Here is a 17,702-nt window from a genome sequence, read left to right on the forward strand (position 1 = left end):
AAACCCTTTTCTTTATTCACAACCCTTTTTTTATCTTTTTTTTATTTATTTTTTTACCGCATTCTTACAACCCTTGTAATAAAGACTTTAGAGATCTTAAACACCTTACTTCTTTAATATCTCCCTAGAAAGAAATTATACATATATATGTATTGTATGTAAATATTTATCACAGTATCTTTGTCAACTTAAATTATTACATACTTAATAAATGATTGATATTACTCTACCAGACGGAACAGTAAAAAAATTTGAAAGCGGAATTACTTCATTAGACGTTGCTAAAAGCATCAGTGAGGGTTTTGCTAGAAATGTTATTTCAGCAAACTTTAATAATATCACAATAGAAACATCTACACCATTAACTACTAATGGTTCATTAATATTATATACTTGGAACAATCCTGAAGGTAAAAAAGCGTTCTGGCATTCTTCTGCTCACGTATTAGCTCAGGCTATTGAAGATATTTATCCTAACGCAAAACTTTCAATTGGCCCTGCAATTGAGAATGGCTTCTATTACGATGTAGATTTTGGAGATCAATCAATTTCTGATAAAGATTTTAAAGCAATTGAAACTAAAATGATCGAGATTGCGAGAGGAAAACATGATTTTAAAATGCGTTCCGTTACAAAACAAGATGCTTTATCATTATATAAGTCTCAAAACAACGACTATAAAGTTGAGTTAATTGAAAACCTTGAAGATGGTACTATAACATTCTGTGACCATTCAACATTTACAGATTTATGTAGAGGCGGTCATATTCCAAATACTAGTATTATTAAAGCTGTGAAAATTCTTTCTGTAGCTGGGGCATATTGGAGAGGAGACGAAAATAATAAACAACTAACTAGAATATACGGCATCTCTTTTCCAAAACAAAAAGAGTTAACCGAATACTTAAATTTACTAGAAGAGGCTAAAAAGAGAGACCACAGGAAACTTGGCAAAGAACTTGAGTTATTTACTTTCTCTCAAAAAGTAGGTCAAGGACTTCCTTTATGGCTTCCTAAAGGTGCTGCTCTTCGCGAGCGTTTAGAAAATTTCCTAAAAAAAGCTCAGAAAAAAGCTGGTTACGAAATGGTAGTAACACCTCATATAGGTCAAAAAGAATTATATGTAACTTCTGGACATTATGCTAAATATGGAGAAGATAGCTTTCAACCCATTCATACACCTAAAGCAGATGAAGAGTTTTTATTAAAACCAATGAACTGTCCTCATCATTGCGAGGTATATAATGCCAAACCATTTTCGTACAAAGAACTACCTAAACGATATGCAGAATTTGGCACAGTATATAGATATGAACAAAGCGGCGAACTTCATGGCTTAACTCGTGTTAGAGGTTTTACTCAAGATGACGCACATATATTTTGCACACCAGATCAGTTAGATCAAGAATTTAAAAGCGTAATAGATTTAGTATTATATGTTTTTGGTTCTTTAGGTTTTGAAAACTTTACTGCTCAAGTTTCTTTAAGAGATCCTGAAAATCCGGATAAATATATTGGCGATAATGCATTATGGGAAAAAGCAGAACAAGCCATAATTAATGCTGCAAAAGACAAAAACCTAAATTATGTTATAGAAACTGGTGAAGCAGCTTTTTATGGTCCTAAGTTAGATTTCATGGTAAAAGATGCTTTAGGCAGACAATGGCAATTAGGTACAATTCAGGTAGATTACACCTTACCAGAGCGGTTTGACTTAACCTATAAAGGCAGTGATAATGAGCTTCATAGACCAGTAATGATACATAGAGCTCCATTTGGAAGTATGGAACGTTTTATTGCTATTCTTTTAGAACATACAGGCGGAAATTTCCCATTATGGCTCATGCCAGAACAAGTAATTATCTTGTCATTAAGTGAGAAATATGAAAAATACGCTGAAAAAGTTTTAAATTTGTTAGAAAATCACGAAATTCGCGCCCTCGTAGATAATAGAAATGAAACTATTGGGAAGAAAATCCGTGAAGCGGAAATGAATAAAATCCCATATATGATTATTATTGGCGAGAATGAAGAGAAAGAAAACATGATTTCTGTTCGTCAACATGGAGGAGAAGATTTAGGCATGATTAGTGTAGATGCATTCTCAAAAATTGTTGATGATGAAATTAAAAAAACATTAAAGACATTTTAAAATAGAACATTAAGTTTAACTAAAATATATAAGCCATAGCAATACGTAGAAGAAGTTACTCTAAGCGAGTAGTAAAAGAAGATCAACACAATATTAATTCAAAAATTAGAGCCGAAAAGGTAAGACTTGTAGGTGATAATGTAGAAGTTGGTATTTATTCAACAAGAGAAGCATTATCTATTGCAGATGAGCAGGGTTTAGATCTTGTTGAAATTTCGCCAAAGGCTGATCCTCCTGTATGTAAGGTAATGGACTATAAAAAGTTTCTTTACGAGCAGAAGAAAAGAGACAAGGCATTAAAATCTAAAGCAACTAAAGTAATCGTCAAAGAAATTCGATTTGGTCCAAATACAGATGACCACGATTATGAGTTTAAAAAGAAACATGCTGAAAAATTTTTAAAAGATGGAGCTAAACTTAAAGCCTTTGTGTTTTTTAAAGGACGTTCTATCATTTTTAAAGAGAAAGGCCACATTTTATTATTAAAATTGGCTCAAGATTTAGAAGAGTTTGGTAAAGTAGAACAAATGCCAAAACTTGAGGGAAAGCGAATGATTATGTTCATAGCTCCCAAAAAAGCAAAATAACCGCTGAGTTAAAACTTCAGCAGATAACAATAATAAGCGAAACGTAAATTAAAACTAGGAGAAATAATGCCTAAAATGAAAACTAAATCAAGTGCTAAGAAACGTTTTAAACTAACTGGCACTGGTAAGATTAAAAGAAAGCACGCTTTTAAGAGTCATATATTGACAAAAAAATCTAAAAAGCGTAAGCTAGCTTTAACTCATGACACTTTGGTACACAAAGCAGATGAGGACAATATTAAAACAATGTTACGTTTAAAGTAATAACGTTTTAATCGGTTAAAACAATTTATAAACCCTGGAGTTAGGCAAAAAAATTTAGCAAGTGTCATGTATTGACCGCCTACTACAAAAAACAATTAAGAAATGCCAAGATCAGTAAATTCAGTAGCAAAAAGAGCCAGAAGAAAAAAGGTTCTTAAGCAAGCAAAAGGTTACTTTGGAAGACGTAAAAACGTTTGGACAGTAGCAAAAAATGCGGTTGACAAAGCGATGCAATATTCGTATAGAGATCGTAGAAACAAAAAAAGAACATTCCGTGCATTATGGATTATGCGTATTAATGCAGGTGCAAGATTACATGGAATGAGCTATTCAAGATTTATGGGGAAACTTAAAGCTAACAATATCGAATTAAATCGTAAGGTTCTTGCAGATTTAGCGATGAACAACCCAGAAGCTTTTGAAGCTATAGTAAATAAAGTAAAGTAAGGCGTTCGCCTAAATAATAACAACAATTCGCTTATAAAAATCCGATTCTTAATTGAATCGGATTTTTTTTGTTCAATTTTCAACTCTAAGCTTAGCTAATCATTAACATTTATTTTAGTTAATTATAATTATCTTTCGCTTTCAAAAAATTTATCATAATGAATCCTATAAAACTAACTACACTCCTACTTTTACTTATTTTCTCAAATGCATTTAGTCAAGATAAAGACGATAAAAAAACTTGGAATGTTTCAAACCCAGAAGGCAATTGGAACTTTAAAGAATTAAAACTTTCTACCAACGAAGGCACATGGATGAATCTAGATGTAAGCCCAGACGGTAAATCTATTGTTTTTGATTTGCTAGGCGATATCTATAAATTAGATATTAATGGCGGAAAAGCAAAAGTACTTAGACAAGGATTAGCTTTTGAAATTCAACCTCGTTTTAGTCCAGATGGCAAATCCATATCATTTACTAGTGATGCTGGTGGTGGCGATAATATTTGGATTATGAATAGTGATGGTAGTGATGCAAAACAAGTAACTAAAGAAAACTTTAGATTACTTAACAATGCCATTTGGACCACAGATAGCAACTACCTTATAGCTAGAAAACATTTTACATCAACACGTTCTGCAGGAGCTGGAGAATTATGGATGTATCATAAATCTGGAGGAAGTGGTGTACAACTCACAAAAAAGAAAAACGACCAGCAAGATGTAAACGAACCTAGTTTATCATCTGATGGTAAATATTTATATTATAGTGAAGATATGTATCCTGGAGGATTTTTTCAATATAACAAAAACCCAAACAGTCAAATTTATGTTATAAATAGATATAATATGGAGACTGGCGAAATAGATAGAATTACAGGTGGACCAGGAGGCGCAGCACGACCACAAATCTCTAAAGACGGAAAAAAATTAGCATTTGTAAAACGTGTGCGTACAAAAACAGTGCTCTATATACATGATTTAGAAACTGGCGAAGAATGGCCAATTTACGACCAACTTAATAAAGACCAACAAGAAGCTTGGGCTATTTTTGGTGTATATACTAACTACAATTGGCTACCAAATAATGAGGATATCATTTTTTGGTCTGGCGGAAAAATAAATCGTATTAATATTAACTCATTAAAAGCTACAGAAATTCCTTTTCAAGTTGATGCTACTATTAAAATTGCCGAAGCTATTGAAGTAGATACGCCTGTTGCACCTGAGAAGTTTGATGTTAATGTTATTCGTCATGCGGTAACTTCACCAGATGGAAAGACTTTAGCCTTTAACGCTTTGGGTTATTTATGGACTCAAAAGCTTCCTAATGGAACGCCTAAGCGTTTAACTTCTAGTACAGATTTTGAATTTGAACCTTCTTTTTCTCCAGACGGAAAACATATAGTGTACGTAACATGGAACGACCAAAACCTTGGTGGTATTTATAAAATTTCTGTAAATGGAGGAACTCCAACAAAACTAAACTCTAACAAAGGTATTTTTAGAAATCCTTCTTATTCGCAAAGCGGAAACAAAATCGTTTACAAAAAAGAATCTGGTAATAATGAACAAGGACGAACCTATGCAAAAAAATCAGGATTATATGTAATGAATGCTGACGGCTCTAATACTAAGTTTATAACTAAAGAAGGCGACTTACCAGTTTTTAATGCTAATGACACTAAAATTATTTACCAAAAAGGAGGTTTGTTTTTTGGTGCATTAACTAAAGAACTAAAAAGCGTAGACCTTAATGGTTTTGACGAAAAAATATTAGTAAAATCTAAGCATGGTAACAGGTTAGTTGTTAGTCCTGACGGAAATTGGATTGCCTTTGTACACCTACATAAAGTATACATGGCTCCAATGCCAAAAGCCGGACAAACATTAGATATAACAGATAAAACAAAATTTGTACCTGTTACACAATTATCAAAAGATGCTGGTATAAACTTGCATTGGTCTAAAGACAGCAAAACAATACATTGGACATTAGGCAACCAATACTTTTCTACAAAAGCAGCAGAAGACACCAAACTTGTAGAAACCGGAATTAAAATTAATCTTGAAGCTAAAACTGATAAACCTCAAGGAACTATTGCTTTAAAAGGTGCTCGTATTATCACAATGGAAGGCGACGAAATTATTGAGAATGGTACCATAATAGTTAAAAACAATGTTATTGAATCTATTGGTAAAGCTTCAGATATTACAATTCCTTCAAACGCAAAAGTGTACGATGTATCTGGAAAAACTATTATGCCGGGACTTATAGATGTACATGCGCATATTGGAGGTTTCCGTTATGGATTAACAACACAAAAACATTGGCAATTTTATGCAAATTTAGCTTATGGTGTAACTACGGCTCATGATCCATCTGCACATTCTGAAACAGTTTTTGCACTTTCAGAGCTTCAAAAAAACGGAACTCTTGTAGGACCACGTCTCTACTCTACTGGTTTTATCCTTTATGGTGCAGATGGAGATTTTAAAGCTGTTATTAATAATCTTGATGATGCGCGTTCTTCTATTAGACGAACTAAAGCTTTTGGAGCTTTATCTGTTAAAAGTTATAACCAACCTAGACGTGAACAACGTCAACAAGTATTGCAAGCTGCACGCGAAGAAGGTATTTTTGTAGTACCAGAAGGTGGTTCAAACTTTTACCATAATATTACTATGATTATGGATGGACATACTGGCGTAGAACATAATATTCCTGTTGCTCCTGTTTATAAAGATGTACTAGAACTTTGGGGAAATAGCAATGTTGGCTATACACCTACACTTATTGTAAATTATGGTGGCGTAAATGGTGAATTTTATTGGTATCAAAACAGCAATGTGTGGGAAAATAAAAAGCTATTAAAATACACACCAAGAGGTATTATTGATTCTCGCTCAAGACATCGTACAATGATCCCTGATGAAGAATATACTAATGGTCATATATTGGTTTCTAAAACGGCTAAATCTCTAAGCGATGCTGGTGTAAAAGTAAATCTTGGTGCTCATGGTCAATTACAAGGTCTTGGTGCACATTGGGAGTTATGGCTACTACAACAAGGCGGAATGACAAATCACGAAGCTTTAAAAGCTGCTACAATTAATGGCGCAAATTATATTGGAGCTAGTAATGATATTGGTTCTTTAAAAAAAGGTAAGCTTGCCGATTTAATTATTATGGACAAGAACCCATTAGATGATATTAAAAATTCTGAAAGTATTGTTTACACTATGATTAATGGTCGTTTGTATGACACAGATACTATGAATGAAATTGGCAACGAACCAAAAGAACGTTCAAAATTCTATTGGGAAAACTCAAAATACAACGAAGCTTTTCCTTGGCATGAAGAAAGCCAAAGTTTCATGCAAGAAACTTGTGGTTGTCATATAGGGTCTTCACATTAAAATCAAAAAGTCTATTCAAATTGAATAGGCTTTTTTTATAGAATAAATATTAATCTTAGATTGCTTACCTTTTAAAAGGATCTCTCCAAGATGATTGGTTATAAAAAAACTGTTCAGTTTTATCATATTTAACAGTACTTCAGAAATTAAAAGCGATTCGTTATACACATTACATTCACCTTGAATTCTAGCTGTTGTATTAATCACATCACCATGATAAGCTAATTCCTTTTTTATTAAACCAACTTCTGCAATCATAAGTTTTCCGGCATGTAAACCTGCTTTAAATTCTGGCATAAACTCATAAGTTGCATTATAAAATTGGTTACGTTTTTGTAATTGATTTTGAAATGCAAAAAACAACTCAATACACTTGCTATTTTTAAGTCCGTTTTTATAATTCCAACTTAACACAGCTTCGTCACCAACATATTGATAGACTTCGGCATCAAATTTATTAAGGATTCTATTTAAATCTAAAAAACAGTCTTGAATAAACTGACTGTAAATGGTATGTCCTAAACTTTCGGCAATAGTTGTAGAATCTTTAAGGTCTAAAAACATTAAAATACGCTCTTCTTCTTGTGGTTTTCTATACTTACCAATAAGCATATTAAAAAAAGTGCCTCGTCCAAATTTATCGTTAGCAATCTTAATAAACGAGAACACAATAGAAGCAACTAAAAAGTAGATAACAATATTCCAAAACAATTTGCTTTCTCTCCACCAACCCATATCGTTTGAAAGATTGATATCTAATTGGTCTTCTACAAATATTGAAATTATACTCAACGAAGCAATGATAAAAATAAAATAGATAATAGTTTTAATAATGACATTTAAACCTAATATCAGCCTTTTATTTAAAAATGTCTCAAACAAAAATTCGATTATGGCATAAAAAACACCAATAATCAAACCAATAAGGAGTGCATAATGGTACCAAAAATATGTAGGCAAACTTAAAGGCTCGTCAATAAAAATGGCTAATTCTTCTTTTTGACCATTATACCTTATAAGCGCAAATAATAAAAATGCTAATACCCAAAAAACTAAAGATTGAATTAGTAATACGCCAAATTGCTTTAAGCTAGTTTGCATTAATTATAGGTTATCTAGATTTATCACTTATGTCATCTATTGCAAATTTAAACTCTTCCCAATCTATTAATCCGTCACCATCTTTATCGTAGCCATCAATAAGTCTGTTAGCAACAATACCTCTTATAAAACCACTAATTTTGGCTTGTTTTAAAAGCTTTACAATTTCCTTTTTTGTTAGTTTACCATTACTATTTTTATCAAAAAAACTAAAGGCTTCTTCTGGAGAACCAAAATGGTTAGTAATTAAAATTTGAATTTTGTTAAGTATAATCTCTTTTGTTGCCATAATAAAGCATTGTTATATTATCTAAAATAATAAAAAGAAAATGAACTTAAGAAATCCTATGGGTTTTAGAATACACAGAACTAACAATTAATTATATACGTTGTTGTGCTTTCGTTATTTTTTCAGTTCTGTATTAATTAATTCTATGACATGCTCTGATTTTTTTTTGATATTTTGATAAAGCTCAATCATTCCTTCAGAAGTCCATTTTGCTACAACACATCCATTTTTATATTCAAGACTTTCAAAAAGAGTCTTGAAGTCTTTTTCTGAAATATTTACTTGTTCTGCAGTTTTTTTTCCTAAAAACACAGGCTTCATTCGTTCGATATCAACTAATTTCAAAATTGATTTAGATGTGTTTTCTTCATATTCCGCAGTTTCATGTTCAATATTGAATAAATTTTGTTGATAATGAAGTGATAATTCAAACAAATATATTTTTATTGAATCGTTAGAAATAAGGTTCATATTACCAGAGTTTACTAAATCATTGTATGTAACATTGCTAGGTTGAAACCTTTCCTGGTTTAAAGTGTTTATTACATTATAAGTTGTTTCGTTTAAATCTTGAATAGGTTGTCCGTTTATTTGACGTATTATTTTTTCAATTCCTAATGATTTTTTTTGCCTGAAATCTATACTGTATTCAAGATTTTCAACATCTTTTTTTAAATCAAGCTTAATATTTGTCAGGTATTTAAACTCTCTTTGGGTTTCTATTTTTTTATTATTTGAATTGTTTATTTGAAGTGCAATTAAAATTCCAATAACTACAAGTACAATTTCACCAATAGCATATAACAAATACTTACTGAATTTACTTTCAATCAGCATTTTTTGTCTAATTTTTCTAAAGAATTTTATCATTGGTTAGTTATTTCTCGAAAGTTAGGATAATTATTCTATTCCAATCAAGTTAGAATAATGAAGCACAACTAGTGTATATAAATAAACATTAGATTCTTAAATCACGTTTTCTGCTTCTTCTTTTTAGCTGCAGGAAACAAAACGTTATTAAGTATTAAACGATATCCTGGAGACGTTGGGTGCAAATCGAGTTCGGTTTTGGGATCACCAACTTTATGTGTATAATCTTCTGGATCATGGCCGCCATAAAACGTAAAAAAGCCCTTTCCTTTTATACCATGTATATATTTGGCCTCGTTATTGGTTTTATTTTCTCCCATAACCAATACATTAGATTTAATTTGCTCTCTAGTAAATGATGTGGTTTGTCCCATAAAACCTTTTACTAAAGCTGTATGGTTTTGGCAAAGCATTGATGGAATTGGATCCCATTTTGCAGAAAATTCCATAAGCGAAAAGTAATCTGTAGTTTTAGGGATTCTACGCTTTTGTGTCATATCTATAGACGAAAACTCATATACATTTGGGTTGCGTTCTAAAATATAATCTTTAAATGCAAAGGTTTTAGAGTAGTCTATTTTACTTTGGTAGCTAGGATCACTTCCGTCGCCATCAAACATTGGTTCGCAAATATCTACACCAGAAGCTGATAATGCAATATCAAAACTGTCTGTTGCACTACACATAGCAAACATAAATCCGCCACCAATAACATAATCTCTTATTTTTTGTGCCACGGCTAGTTTTTCTTCAGATACTTTATTATATCCAAGTTTGGTTGCTAAAGCTTCTGCCGCTTTTTTTTCTTCAATATACCAAGCAGCAGATCTAAATGATCTATAAAATTTACCGTATTGTCCTGTAAAATCTTCATGGTGCAAATGCAACCAATCGTATAAAATTAAGGCATCGTTTAAAACTTCTTCGTCATAAACCGTTTCATAAGGAATCTCGGCATAGGTTAATACCATGGTTACGGCATCATCCCAAGGTTGTTGACCATGCGGAGAATACACTGCTATTTTTGGCGCTTTTTCTAGAACAACAGCTTCCATGTTTTGTGAAGGACTACTTATTAACTCTAAAATCTCTTCGGCTTTAGCATTAGAAATCACTTCGAAACTTACACCTCTAATCTGACATTCGCGCTGAATTTCTTCTGCATCTGGTAATAGAAAAGAACCACCTTTATAATTAAGTAGCCATTTTACTTTTAACTGTTTTTCTAGTGTCCAATAGGTTACGCCATATGCTTTTAAATGATTCTGTTGCTCATCAGCATTCATAGGTATTAGAATATAAGATGCATACGTATTTGCAACTATAATCAGGAATATTAATAAAGTTAAGGTCTTCTTCATAATCGAAAGATACTTAAAAATTAACGCTAAACTAAAGGCTTTAATATAGTTTTATAATTTTTTAGCCTAATTACGATTTTATAAGATAAGAGAGAATCCTTATTTTTTTATGGGTTTAATCTTTGGTTCTGGTCCAGAAAGTAGCGATGCAATAACTTTGGTGCTAGGAAACTGCTCTAAAATTATTTTTAAAAACACTGTTATAGGTATTGCCATAATAAGTCCTGGAATTCCCCATATATATCCCCAAAGCATTAACATTATTAAAACTGTAATGACGTTAATAGAAAATGATTTCCCCATAAAAATAGGTTCTAAAATAGCTCCAAATAATACTTGCACTCCTGTAATTGAAAGAATAAAAAAGAATAATGTACTTGTTGGATCTAACTCAACAAAGGCAAAAATTGATAATAATATTACAGAAATAAACGAACCTACCATTTGAACAAAATTAATTAAGAACGCAAATAATCCCCAAAAAATAGGAAAACTTACATCAAAAAATACGCATGCTAAACCTGTACCAATACCTGTAAGTAAACTCACTAAAAACTTAACTTTTATAAAGGTAATTAAATCTTTTTCAATTTTCATGAATGCTTTTATCGATGCATGTCTTTGCTTTAAAATTGTATTATTTAAAACCTTATGCATATTAATAGACTCAGACAACCATAAAATTGTAAAAAAGGTAATCATTAAGATGTTAGTTAAAAACTTTCTAACAAAATCAAAAGTTGATCCAATGGTTTCTTTCTGAAAGAATTGTGCTAAAAAATTACCGTCAGGATTATACTCCATGCCAACCTTATCTTGCATGTAAAGCATTAAATCGTTAATTTTAATTTCAGCCTTACCAAAAAAACCAGTGTCATTTGATAAAATTTGCTTACTCGAAAGTTGCACTAACTCAACACCTATAAAAACACCAATAACAATTAGAGCTACCACGATTATAATACTCAATAACCGAGGTACGTTTCGTTTTCCTAACCAACGCATTAATGGTAAAAACAATAAAGCGATGAACATTGAAGAAATTAATGGGATAAATATAAACGACAGCGTTTTTAATAAATAAAACACTAATGGAACTACAATAAGTAGTAGCAAAATATTAGTAGTACGTCTTTGATTTAACATGAGGCAAGTTTTCTTTTCTATAAGTCAAAGTTAAGCTAAAATGCTTTCACAAATGCTTAAAAAATTTTAAAATGGAACATCATTATCGTCTGGTTCTTCTGGAGCACCAAAAGCATCAGAAGCAGAAGGGAAATTATCTGGTTTAAACGTATCGTCATTTGCAGCTGCATTCATTTTAGAATGAAATTCACCAAATGGCGTATCAAAATCATCTAAATTATCAAACTTACCTAAATGCCCAATAAATTTTAAACGTATGTTTTCTAAGCCTCCATTTCTATGCTTTGCAACAATAAACTCTCCTTGACCTTCGGTTGGTGAACGCTCGTCATCATCCCATTCGTCAATCTTATAATATTCTGGTCTATAAATAAATGATACAATATCTGCATCTTGCTCAATAGCTCCAGATTCACGTAAATCTGATAATAATGGCCTTTTGCTTCCGCCACGAGTTTCTACAGCACGCGATAATTGAGATAAAGCTATTACCGGTACACTTAATTCTTTAGCTAAGGCTTTAAGGTTACGAGAAATCATAGATATTTCTTGCTCTCTGTTTCCTCCTTTTTGACTTCCACCACCAGTCATTAGCTGTAAATAATCAATAATAATCATCTTAATACCATGCTGAGATGCCAAACGCCTCGCTTTTGCTCTTAAATCAAAAATAGATAACGAAGGTGTATCATCAATAAATAATGGTGCTTTTTCTAATGTTTTTACTTTTACATTAAGCTGTTCCCATTCGTGTTTTTCAAGTTTTCCGGTTCTAAGTTTTTCTGAAGACAAACCAGTTTCACTAGAAATTAAACGTGTAATTAATTGTACCGAAGCCATCTCTAAAGAGAAAAAAGCGACAGGTATATTTTGTTCTACAGCAATGTTTCTTGCCATAGTTAGAGTTAATGCAGTTTTACCCATACCTGGACGCGCCGCAACAATAATTAAATCACTCTCTTGCCAACCAGAAGTTAGCTTATCTAATTTTGTAAAACCTGAAGGAATACCACTTAAACCCTCTTTATTAGAAATTTCTTCAATTTTCTTTTTGGCTTGAATTACTAAACTTTGAGCTGTCTCTGTAGATTTCTTAACGTTACCTTGAGTAACTTCATATAGTTTAGCTTCTGCATTGTCTAATAAATCGAAAACATCTTTTGTTTCGTCGTAAGCTTCTTCTATAATTTCGTTTGAAATTTTTATTAAACTACGCTGAATATATTTTTGAAGAATGATACGTGCATGAAATTCAATGTGAGCTGAAGATGAGACGCGTTGGGTAAGCGAAATAAGGTAAAAATCACCTCCTACCAAATCTAACTTAGCGTCCTTTTTAAGTTGACTAGAAACGGTTAATAAGTCGACTGGCTCACTGTTTTCAAATAATTTGAAAATTGCTTCAAAGATATGTTTATGAGATTCTTTATAAAAAGCGTCTGGGCTTAAAATGTCAATTACCTCATCAACCCCTTTTTTATCAATCATCATTGCACCCAACACAACTTCTTCTAAATCAATTGCTTGCGGCGGTATTTTGCCTTTTTCTAAGCTAATAATTGTGCTTTTATCAACTTTATAGCCTTGTATCTGGTTGGGTTGTTTCATAGAATGCGAATGTAAATAAATTGCAAAGAAGAACTTCTTTTTTTAATCTTCTCAATCTCAACAGGTAATGAACAATTTAACTGTTAATAACTTAAATATATTGTTAATAGTGATAAAAAAAACCGAAACATAAAGTTTCAGTTTTTTTAATCCTTTATGTAATAAGGTTTAGCCTTTAAAGACACCCATTTTTGCGTATTTATCCATACGCTGATTTATCAAATCTTTTGGTGATAAGTTTTTAAGTTCGTCATAATTAGCTTCAATTGCTTTTTTTACAGCTAAAAATGTTTTCTCTCTATCTGTATGAGCTCCACCAAGAGGTTCTTTTATAATATCATCAACTAAATGCAGTTTTTTCATATCTGGAGCAGTTAGTTTTAAAGCTTCTGCAGCTTGTTCTTTATATTCCCAACTACGCCACAAAATAGATGAACAAGACTCAGGAGAAATTACTGAATACCATGTGTTCTCTAACATTAACACTTTGTCTCCTACTCCAATACCTAAAGCTCCACCAGAAGCACCTTCGCCAATAATAACAGTAATAATGGGCACTTTTAAACGTGTCATTTCTAGAATATTTCTAGCAATAGCTTCGCCTTGCCCACGTTCTTCTGCTTCTAAACCAGGGTATGCCCCAGGAGTATCTATAAGGGTTACAACAGGAATTCCAAATTTTTCAGCAGACTTCATTAAGCGTAATGCTTTTCTGTAACCTTCTGGGTTAGACATTCCAAAATTTCTGTACTGCCTTGTTTTTGTATTGTATCCTTTTTGTTGACCTATAAACATATAACTTTGGTCTCCAATTTTACCAAGACCGCCAATCATTGCTTTGTCATCTTTTACATTTCTATCACCATGAAGTTCTAAAAATGAATCACCACAAAGTGCAGTAATATGATCTAATGTATAAGGTCTGTTTGGATGACGTGATAACTGTACGCGTTGCCAAGCCGTAAGGTTTTTATAAATATCCTTTTTAGTCTCAACTAGTTTTTTTTCAATCTTCTCACAGGTTTCAGTAACATCTACATCACTTTCTTTTCCTATAACTTGACACTTTTCTAATTGGTCTTGTAATTCTTTTATTGGGAGCTCAAAATCTAAATATTCCATTTAAACTTAAGTTTAGTTTTTAGTTAGTATGCAAACCTACATATTTTTTTTCTCTTATAAGGAACGAAAAACACTAAATATAGGTTCTCTTTATCCATAAAACAAAGGTAATTATTATCAAAGAAAATATAAAACTTTAATTGATTTGGCTTACGTACTCGTTTTCTTTTTCATGTTTTTGTAGTTTTTTAAAATACCATCCAATAACACTGTAACTATAATAAGTATGGCGCCATAATAAAACTGAGAACTCATTGTTTCAGATTTTGGAAATACAATTAAAGCCATTAAAACACCATATATGGGTTCTAAATTATAAGTTAGAATTACTGTATAAGGACTTAAGTACTTCATAACATGCACTGCACCTATAAATGCATAGGCTGTGCATACTGATGCCAAAATTAAAAGCCAAACCCAATCTGATGTAGACAACATAAAAAAATCGGCACTAAACCCATCTTGAAAAAGCAAAAGAAATAGTGTTATAAAAACAACACCACTTATAAACTCATAAAATGAAATTACAGTTGCATTATATTTTTCAATAAACTTACCATTAATTACTGCAAAAAGTGTTGAGAACAAAGCCGATGAAATACCTAATAGTATACCGTTAATGTATTTTATTTCACTTTGTGTTATAAGAACCACGCCTATAATAACAATAATTCCAAAGATGATTTCATACCAAATTATTTGTCTTCTATAGATTAATGGTTCAATAAAGGATGCAAAAAAAGCGCCTATAGAAAACATTGCTAAAGCTATAGATATATTAGATTGATTAATGGATTCAAAAAAAGTAATCCAATGCAAGGCAATAAAAATACCTGCTCCAAAAAATTTGAGCATTGCCTTTATATCTACCTTAATTTTTAGTTTGATAAGCTTGATGTAGCCAAACATTAAAAGCCCAGCAATTAACATTCTATACCATACGAGAGGAATTGATCCAATAGAGATTAGTTTACCAAGAATGGCTGTAAAACCAGCAATAAATACTAAAAAATGAAGATGAAAATAGTTGTTAAGCTTAGCGTTTGGCATTACGTAAAAGGAATAAAGCCAGTATACCAAAAACAACATTTGGAAACCAAACCGCTATTATAGGTGAAAAGTCTGATTGCTCTGCCATCACCCCAAAAACTTTGTCAAAGAATACATAAATCATAGCAATAGTAATCCCTATTGCAAGATTGACTCCCATACCACCACGACGCTTAATTGAAGACACAGCAACAGCAATTATGGTTAGTATAAATACTGAAACCGGAAGACTCCATTTTTTATACTTTACAACTTCATATCTACCAATATTTGAAGATCCTCTTTGTTTTTCTTTTTCTATGAATCTATTTAATTCATTATACTGCAAAGTTTCTGCAATGTATTTTACAGGTGTTAAATCTTCTAAATCAAATGAAAAAACAGTATCAAACCTACGTTGTGATTCAATAATTTCGTCATGGTCTCCAATGGTTCGTTTTACGTAATTAATTAGGTTGTATGTAGAATCTTCTTCAACATATTTAATGGTTGTCGCAGATATTTTGTACTTAAGCTTATTGCCGTCAAAATGTTCTAATGTAAAATTATTTCCTCGCTTAGATCTTGTATCAAAATTACTTACATAGATATAATCATTATCATTAATCTGTCTATATATATTTTGAGTTTGCATAACATCCCGACTACTTTTAAGATACTTATACTTAAATTGATTAAACCCTTTACTAGCTTTTGGGGCTAAATACAAACCAAGCACTAAGGCAAACGCCGCAATTATAGAAGCACCAATCATATATGGTCTCAAAAATCTAGAAAAAGAAACACCTGAACTTAAAAAAGCAACAATCTCTGTATTATTGGCTAGTTTTGAAGTAAACCAAATAACAGATAGAAATAATAAAATTGGAAACAGAAGATTGGCAAAGTTAATTGTGAAATCTAAATAATATTGAGCAACAGCTGGAAAAGGCACTTCTTTTTCAAGAATCTTACCTATTTTTTCAGCTAGGTTTACTGTTATTCCAATTGGTATAAACAAAAGTAACATCATTAAAAATGTAAACAAGTAACGTTTTAATATGTACCAATCTAATATTTTTAACATTATAGACGTTTATCCATTTGTTTAACCATCATATCTTTCCATGTTCTAAAATCTCCTGCTAATATATGCTTTCTTGCTTCTCTTACCAACCACATATAGAATCCTAAATTATGTATGGTAGCAATTTGCTTTCCTAATAATTCATTCACAGAAAATAAATGTTTTAAATACGCTTTACTATATTCTGTATCTACAAAAGTAATTCCCATGTCATCAATAGGAGAGAAATCATCTTTCCATTTTGCATTCTTCATATTTATTGTACCGTGAGCTGTAAATAACATTCCATTTCTAGCATTTCTAGTTGGCATAACACAGTCAAACATATCTACACCTAACGCTATATTTTCTAATATATTGATTGGTGTACCAACGCCCATTAAATAACGTGGTTTGTCTTCTGGTAAAATATCTGTCACAACTTCGGTCATCGCATACATTTCTTCTGCTGGCTCACCAACAGACAAGCCTCCAATGGCATTACCTTGTGCTCCTGCATTTGCAATATATTCTGCAGATTGCTTTCTTAAATCCTTATAAGTACTACCTTGAACTATTGGGAAAAATGTTTGCTCATAATCATACTTAAAAGGGGTTTTATCTAAATGTGTTAGACAACGCTCTAACCAACGATGTGTCATGTGCATAGAACGCTTAGCATAATTATAATCGCAAGGATATGGTGTACATTCATCAAAAGCCATGATAATGTCAGCTCCAATACTTCTTTGGATTTCCATTACATTCTCTGGCGTAAAAGTATGATAACTTCCATCAATATGAGATTTAAATTTAACACCTTCTTCTTTAATTTTTCGATTAGCAGACAAAGAATACACTTGATAGCCTCCAGAATCGGTTAAAATATTTCTGTCCCAGTTCATGAATTTATGCAAACCACCTGCTTGTTCTAAAATTGGTGTTTGCGGCCTTAAATACAAATGATATGTATTGCCCAAAATTATATCAGGATTAATATCGTTTTTAAGTTCACGTTGGTGTACGCCTTTTACAGAAGCAACAGTACCTACAGGCATAAATATAGGTGTCTCTATCTTACCGTGATCTGTAGTAATAACTCCAGCTCTAGCACTGCTTTGTGTATCTTTATTCTTTAATTCGAAAGTCATATTCAAGAAATCATCAGTCGGCAAACCTACACATTTTTTTTATTTTAATTTCTTAGAAATTTCATAAAGGTTCACGAAGTCATTTATAAT

Annotated in this window: 15 protein-coding genes; 5 read left to right on the forward strand and 10 right to left on the reverse strand. The window is 31.8% G+C overall.

Features of this window, described 5'->3' with window-relative positions; all coding sequences use genetic code 11:
* Positions 1-211: 211 nt before the first annotated feature.
* From thrS to BXY80_RS10150, 5 genes are all read left to right on the forward strand, one after another.
* Entirely contained in the window at positions 212-2,152 is a 1,941-nt protein-coding gene (gene thrS, locus BXY80_RS10130) for a threonine--tRNA ligase (protein WP_120201592.1), read from the forward strand.
* 41 nt (positions 2,153-2,193) lie between these two features.
* Positions 2,194-2,739 (forward strand): translation initiation factor IF-3, encoded by a 546-nt coding sequence (gene infC, locus BXY80_RS10135; protein WP_120201594.1) that lies wholly within the window; start codon positions 2,194-2,196, stop codon positions 2,737-2,739.
* A 66-nt stretch (positions 2,740-2,805) separates the two neighbouring features.
* Complete coding sequence (gene rpmI / locus BXY80_RS10140) at positions 2,806-3,003, forward strand: 50S ribosomal protein L35 (protein ID WP_019388182.1); 198 nt, start codon at positions 2,806-2,808, stop codon at positions 3,001-3,003.
* Positions 3,004-3,105: 102 nt separating this feature from the next.
* The gene (gene rplT, locus BXY80_RS10145; protein WP_120201596.1) at positions 3,106-3,450 is read left to right on the forward strand and encodes a 50S ribosomal protein L20; all 345 of its coding nucleotides are present in this window, start codon (positions 3,106-3,108) and stop codon (positions 3,448-3,450) included.
* Between the two features lie 158 nt (positions 3,451-3,608).
* Complete coding sequence (locus BXY80_RS10150) at positions 3,609-6,869, forward strand: amidohydrolase family protein (RefSeq protein ID WP_120201598.1); 3,261 nt, start codon at positions 3,609-3,611, stop codon at positions 6,867-6,869.
* A 15-nt stretch (positions 6,870-6,884) separates the two neighbouring features.
* Here BXY80_RS10150 and BXY80_RS10155 read toward each other — a convergent pair whose 3' ends face one another.
* From BXY80_RS10155 to tgt, 10 genes are all read right to left on the reverse strand, one after another.
* Entirely contained in the window at positions 6,885-7,970 is a 1,086-nt protein-coding gene (locus BXY80_RS10155; RefSeq protein ID WP_120201600.1) for an adenylate/guanylate cyclase domain-containing protein, read from the reverse strand.
* 10 nt (positions 7,971-7,980) lie between these two features.
* Positions 7,981-8,259 carry an EF-hand domain-containing protein gene (locus BXY80_RS10160; protein ID WP_120201602.1) on the reverse strand — a complete coding sequence of 93 codons (279 nt, stop codon included), beginning with the start codon at positions 8,257-8,259 and terminating at the stop codon, positions 7,981-7,983.
* A gap of 114 nt (positions 8,260-8,373) precedes the next feature.
* Positions 8,374-9,129: a DUF6090 family protein gene (locus BXY80_RS10165; RefSeq protein ID WP_120201604.1), complete on the reverse strand. Its 756-nt coding sequence runs from the start codon at positions 9,127-9,129 to the stop codon at positions 8,374-8,376.
* 101 nt (positions 9,130-9,230) lie between these two features.
* Complete coding sequence (locus BXY80_RS10170; protein ID WP_120201606.1) at positions 9,231-10,415, reverse strand: asparagine synthetase B; 1,185 nt, start codon at positions 10,413-10,415, stop codon at positions 9,231-9,233.
* Between the two features lie 174 nt (positions 10,416-10,589).
* On the reverse strand, positions 10,590-11,636 hold the full coding sequence (locus BXY80_RS10175) for an AI-2E family transporter (RefSeq protein WP_120201608.1): 1,047 nt from the start codon (positions 11,634-11,636) through the stop codon (positions 10,590-10,592).
* 66 nt (positions 11,637-11,702) lie between these two features.
* Positions 11,703-13,244 (reverse strand): replicative DNA helicase, encoded by a 1,542-nt coding sequence (gene dnaB, locus BXY80_RS10180; RefSeq protein ID WP_120201610.1) that lies wholly within the window; start codon positions 13,242-13,244, stop codon positions 11,703-11,705.
* A 168-nt stretch (positions 13,245-13,412) separates the two neighbouring features.
* The gene (locus BXY80_RS10185; RefSeq protein WP_120201611.1) at positions 13,413-14,366 is read right to left on the reverse strand and encodes an acetyl-CoA carboxylase carboxyltransferase subunit alpha; all 954 of its coding nucleotides are present in this window, start codon (positions 14,364-14,366) and stop codon (positions 13,413-13,415) included.
* A gap of 150 nt (positions 14,367-14,516) precedes the next feature.
* The gene (locus BXY80_RS10190; protein WP_120201613.1) at positions 14,517-15,416 is read right to left on the reverse strand and encodes a DMT family transporter; all 900 of its coding nucleotides are present in this window, start codon (positions 15,414-15,416) and stop codon (positions 14,517-14,519) included.
* Positions 15,403-16,482 (reverse strand): LptF/LptG family permease, encoded by a 1,080-nt coding sequence (locus BXY80_RS10195; protein ID WP_120201615.1) that lies wholly within the window; start codon positions 16,480-16,482, stop codon positions 15,403-15,405. Before BXY80_RS10195 ends, BXY80_RS10190 begins: the two co-directional genes overlap by 14 nt.
* Complete coding sequence (tgt, locus tag BXY80_RS10200) at positions 16,482-17,612, reverse strand: tRNA guanosine(34) transglycosylase Tgt (protein WP_120201617.1); 1,131 nt, start codon at positions 17,610-17,612, stop codon at positions 16,482-16,484. The genes BXY80_RS10195 and tgt overlap by 1 nt, the downstream gene beginning before the upstream one ends.
* Between the last annotated feature and the right edge of the window lie 90 nt (positions 17,613-17,702).

The sequence above is a fragment of the Ichthyenterobacterium magnum genome, assembly GCF_003610635.1.
Lineage (GTDB): Bacteria > Bacteroidota > Bacteroidia > Flavobacteriales > Flavobacteriaceae > Ichthyenterobacterium > Ichthyenterobacterium magnum.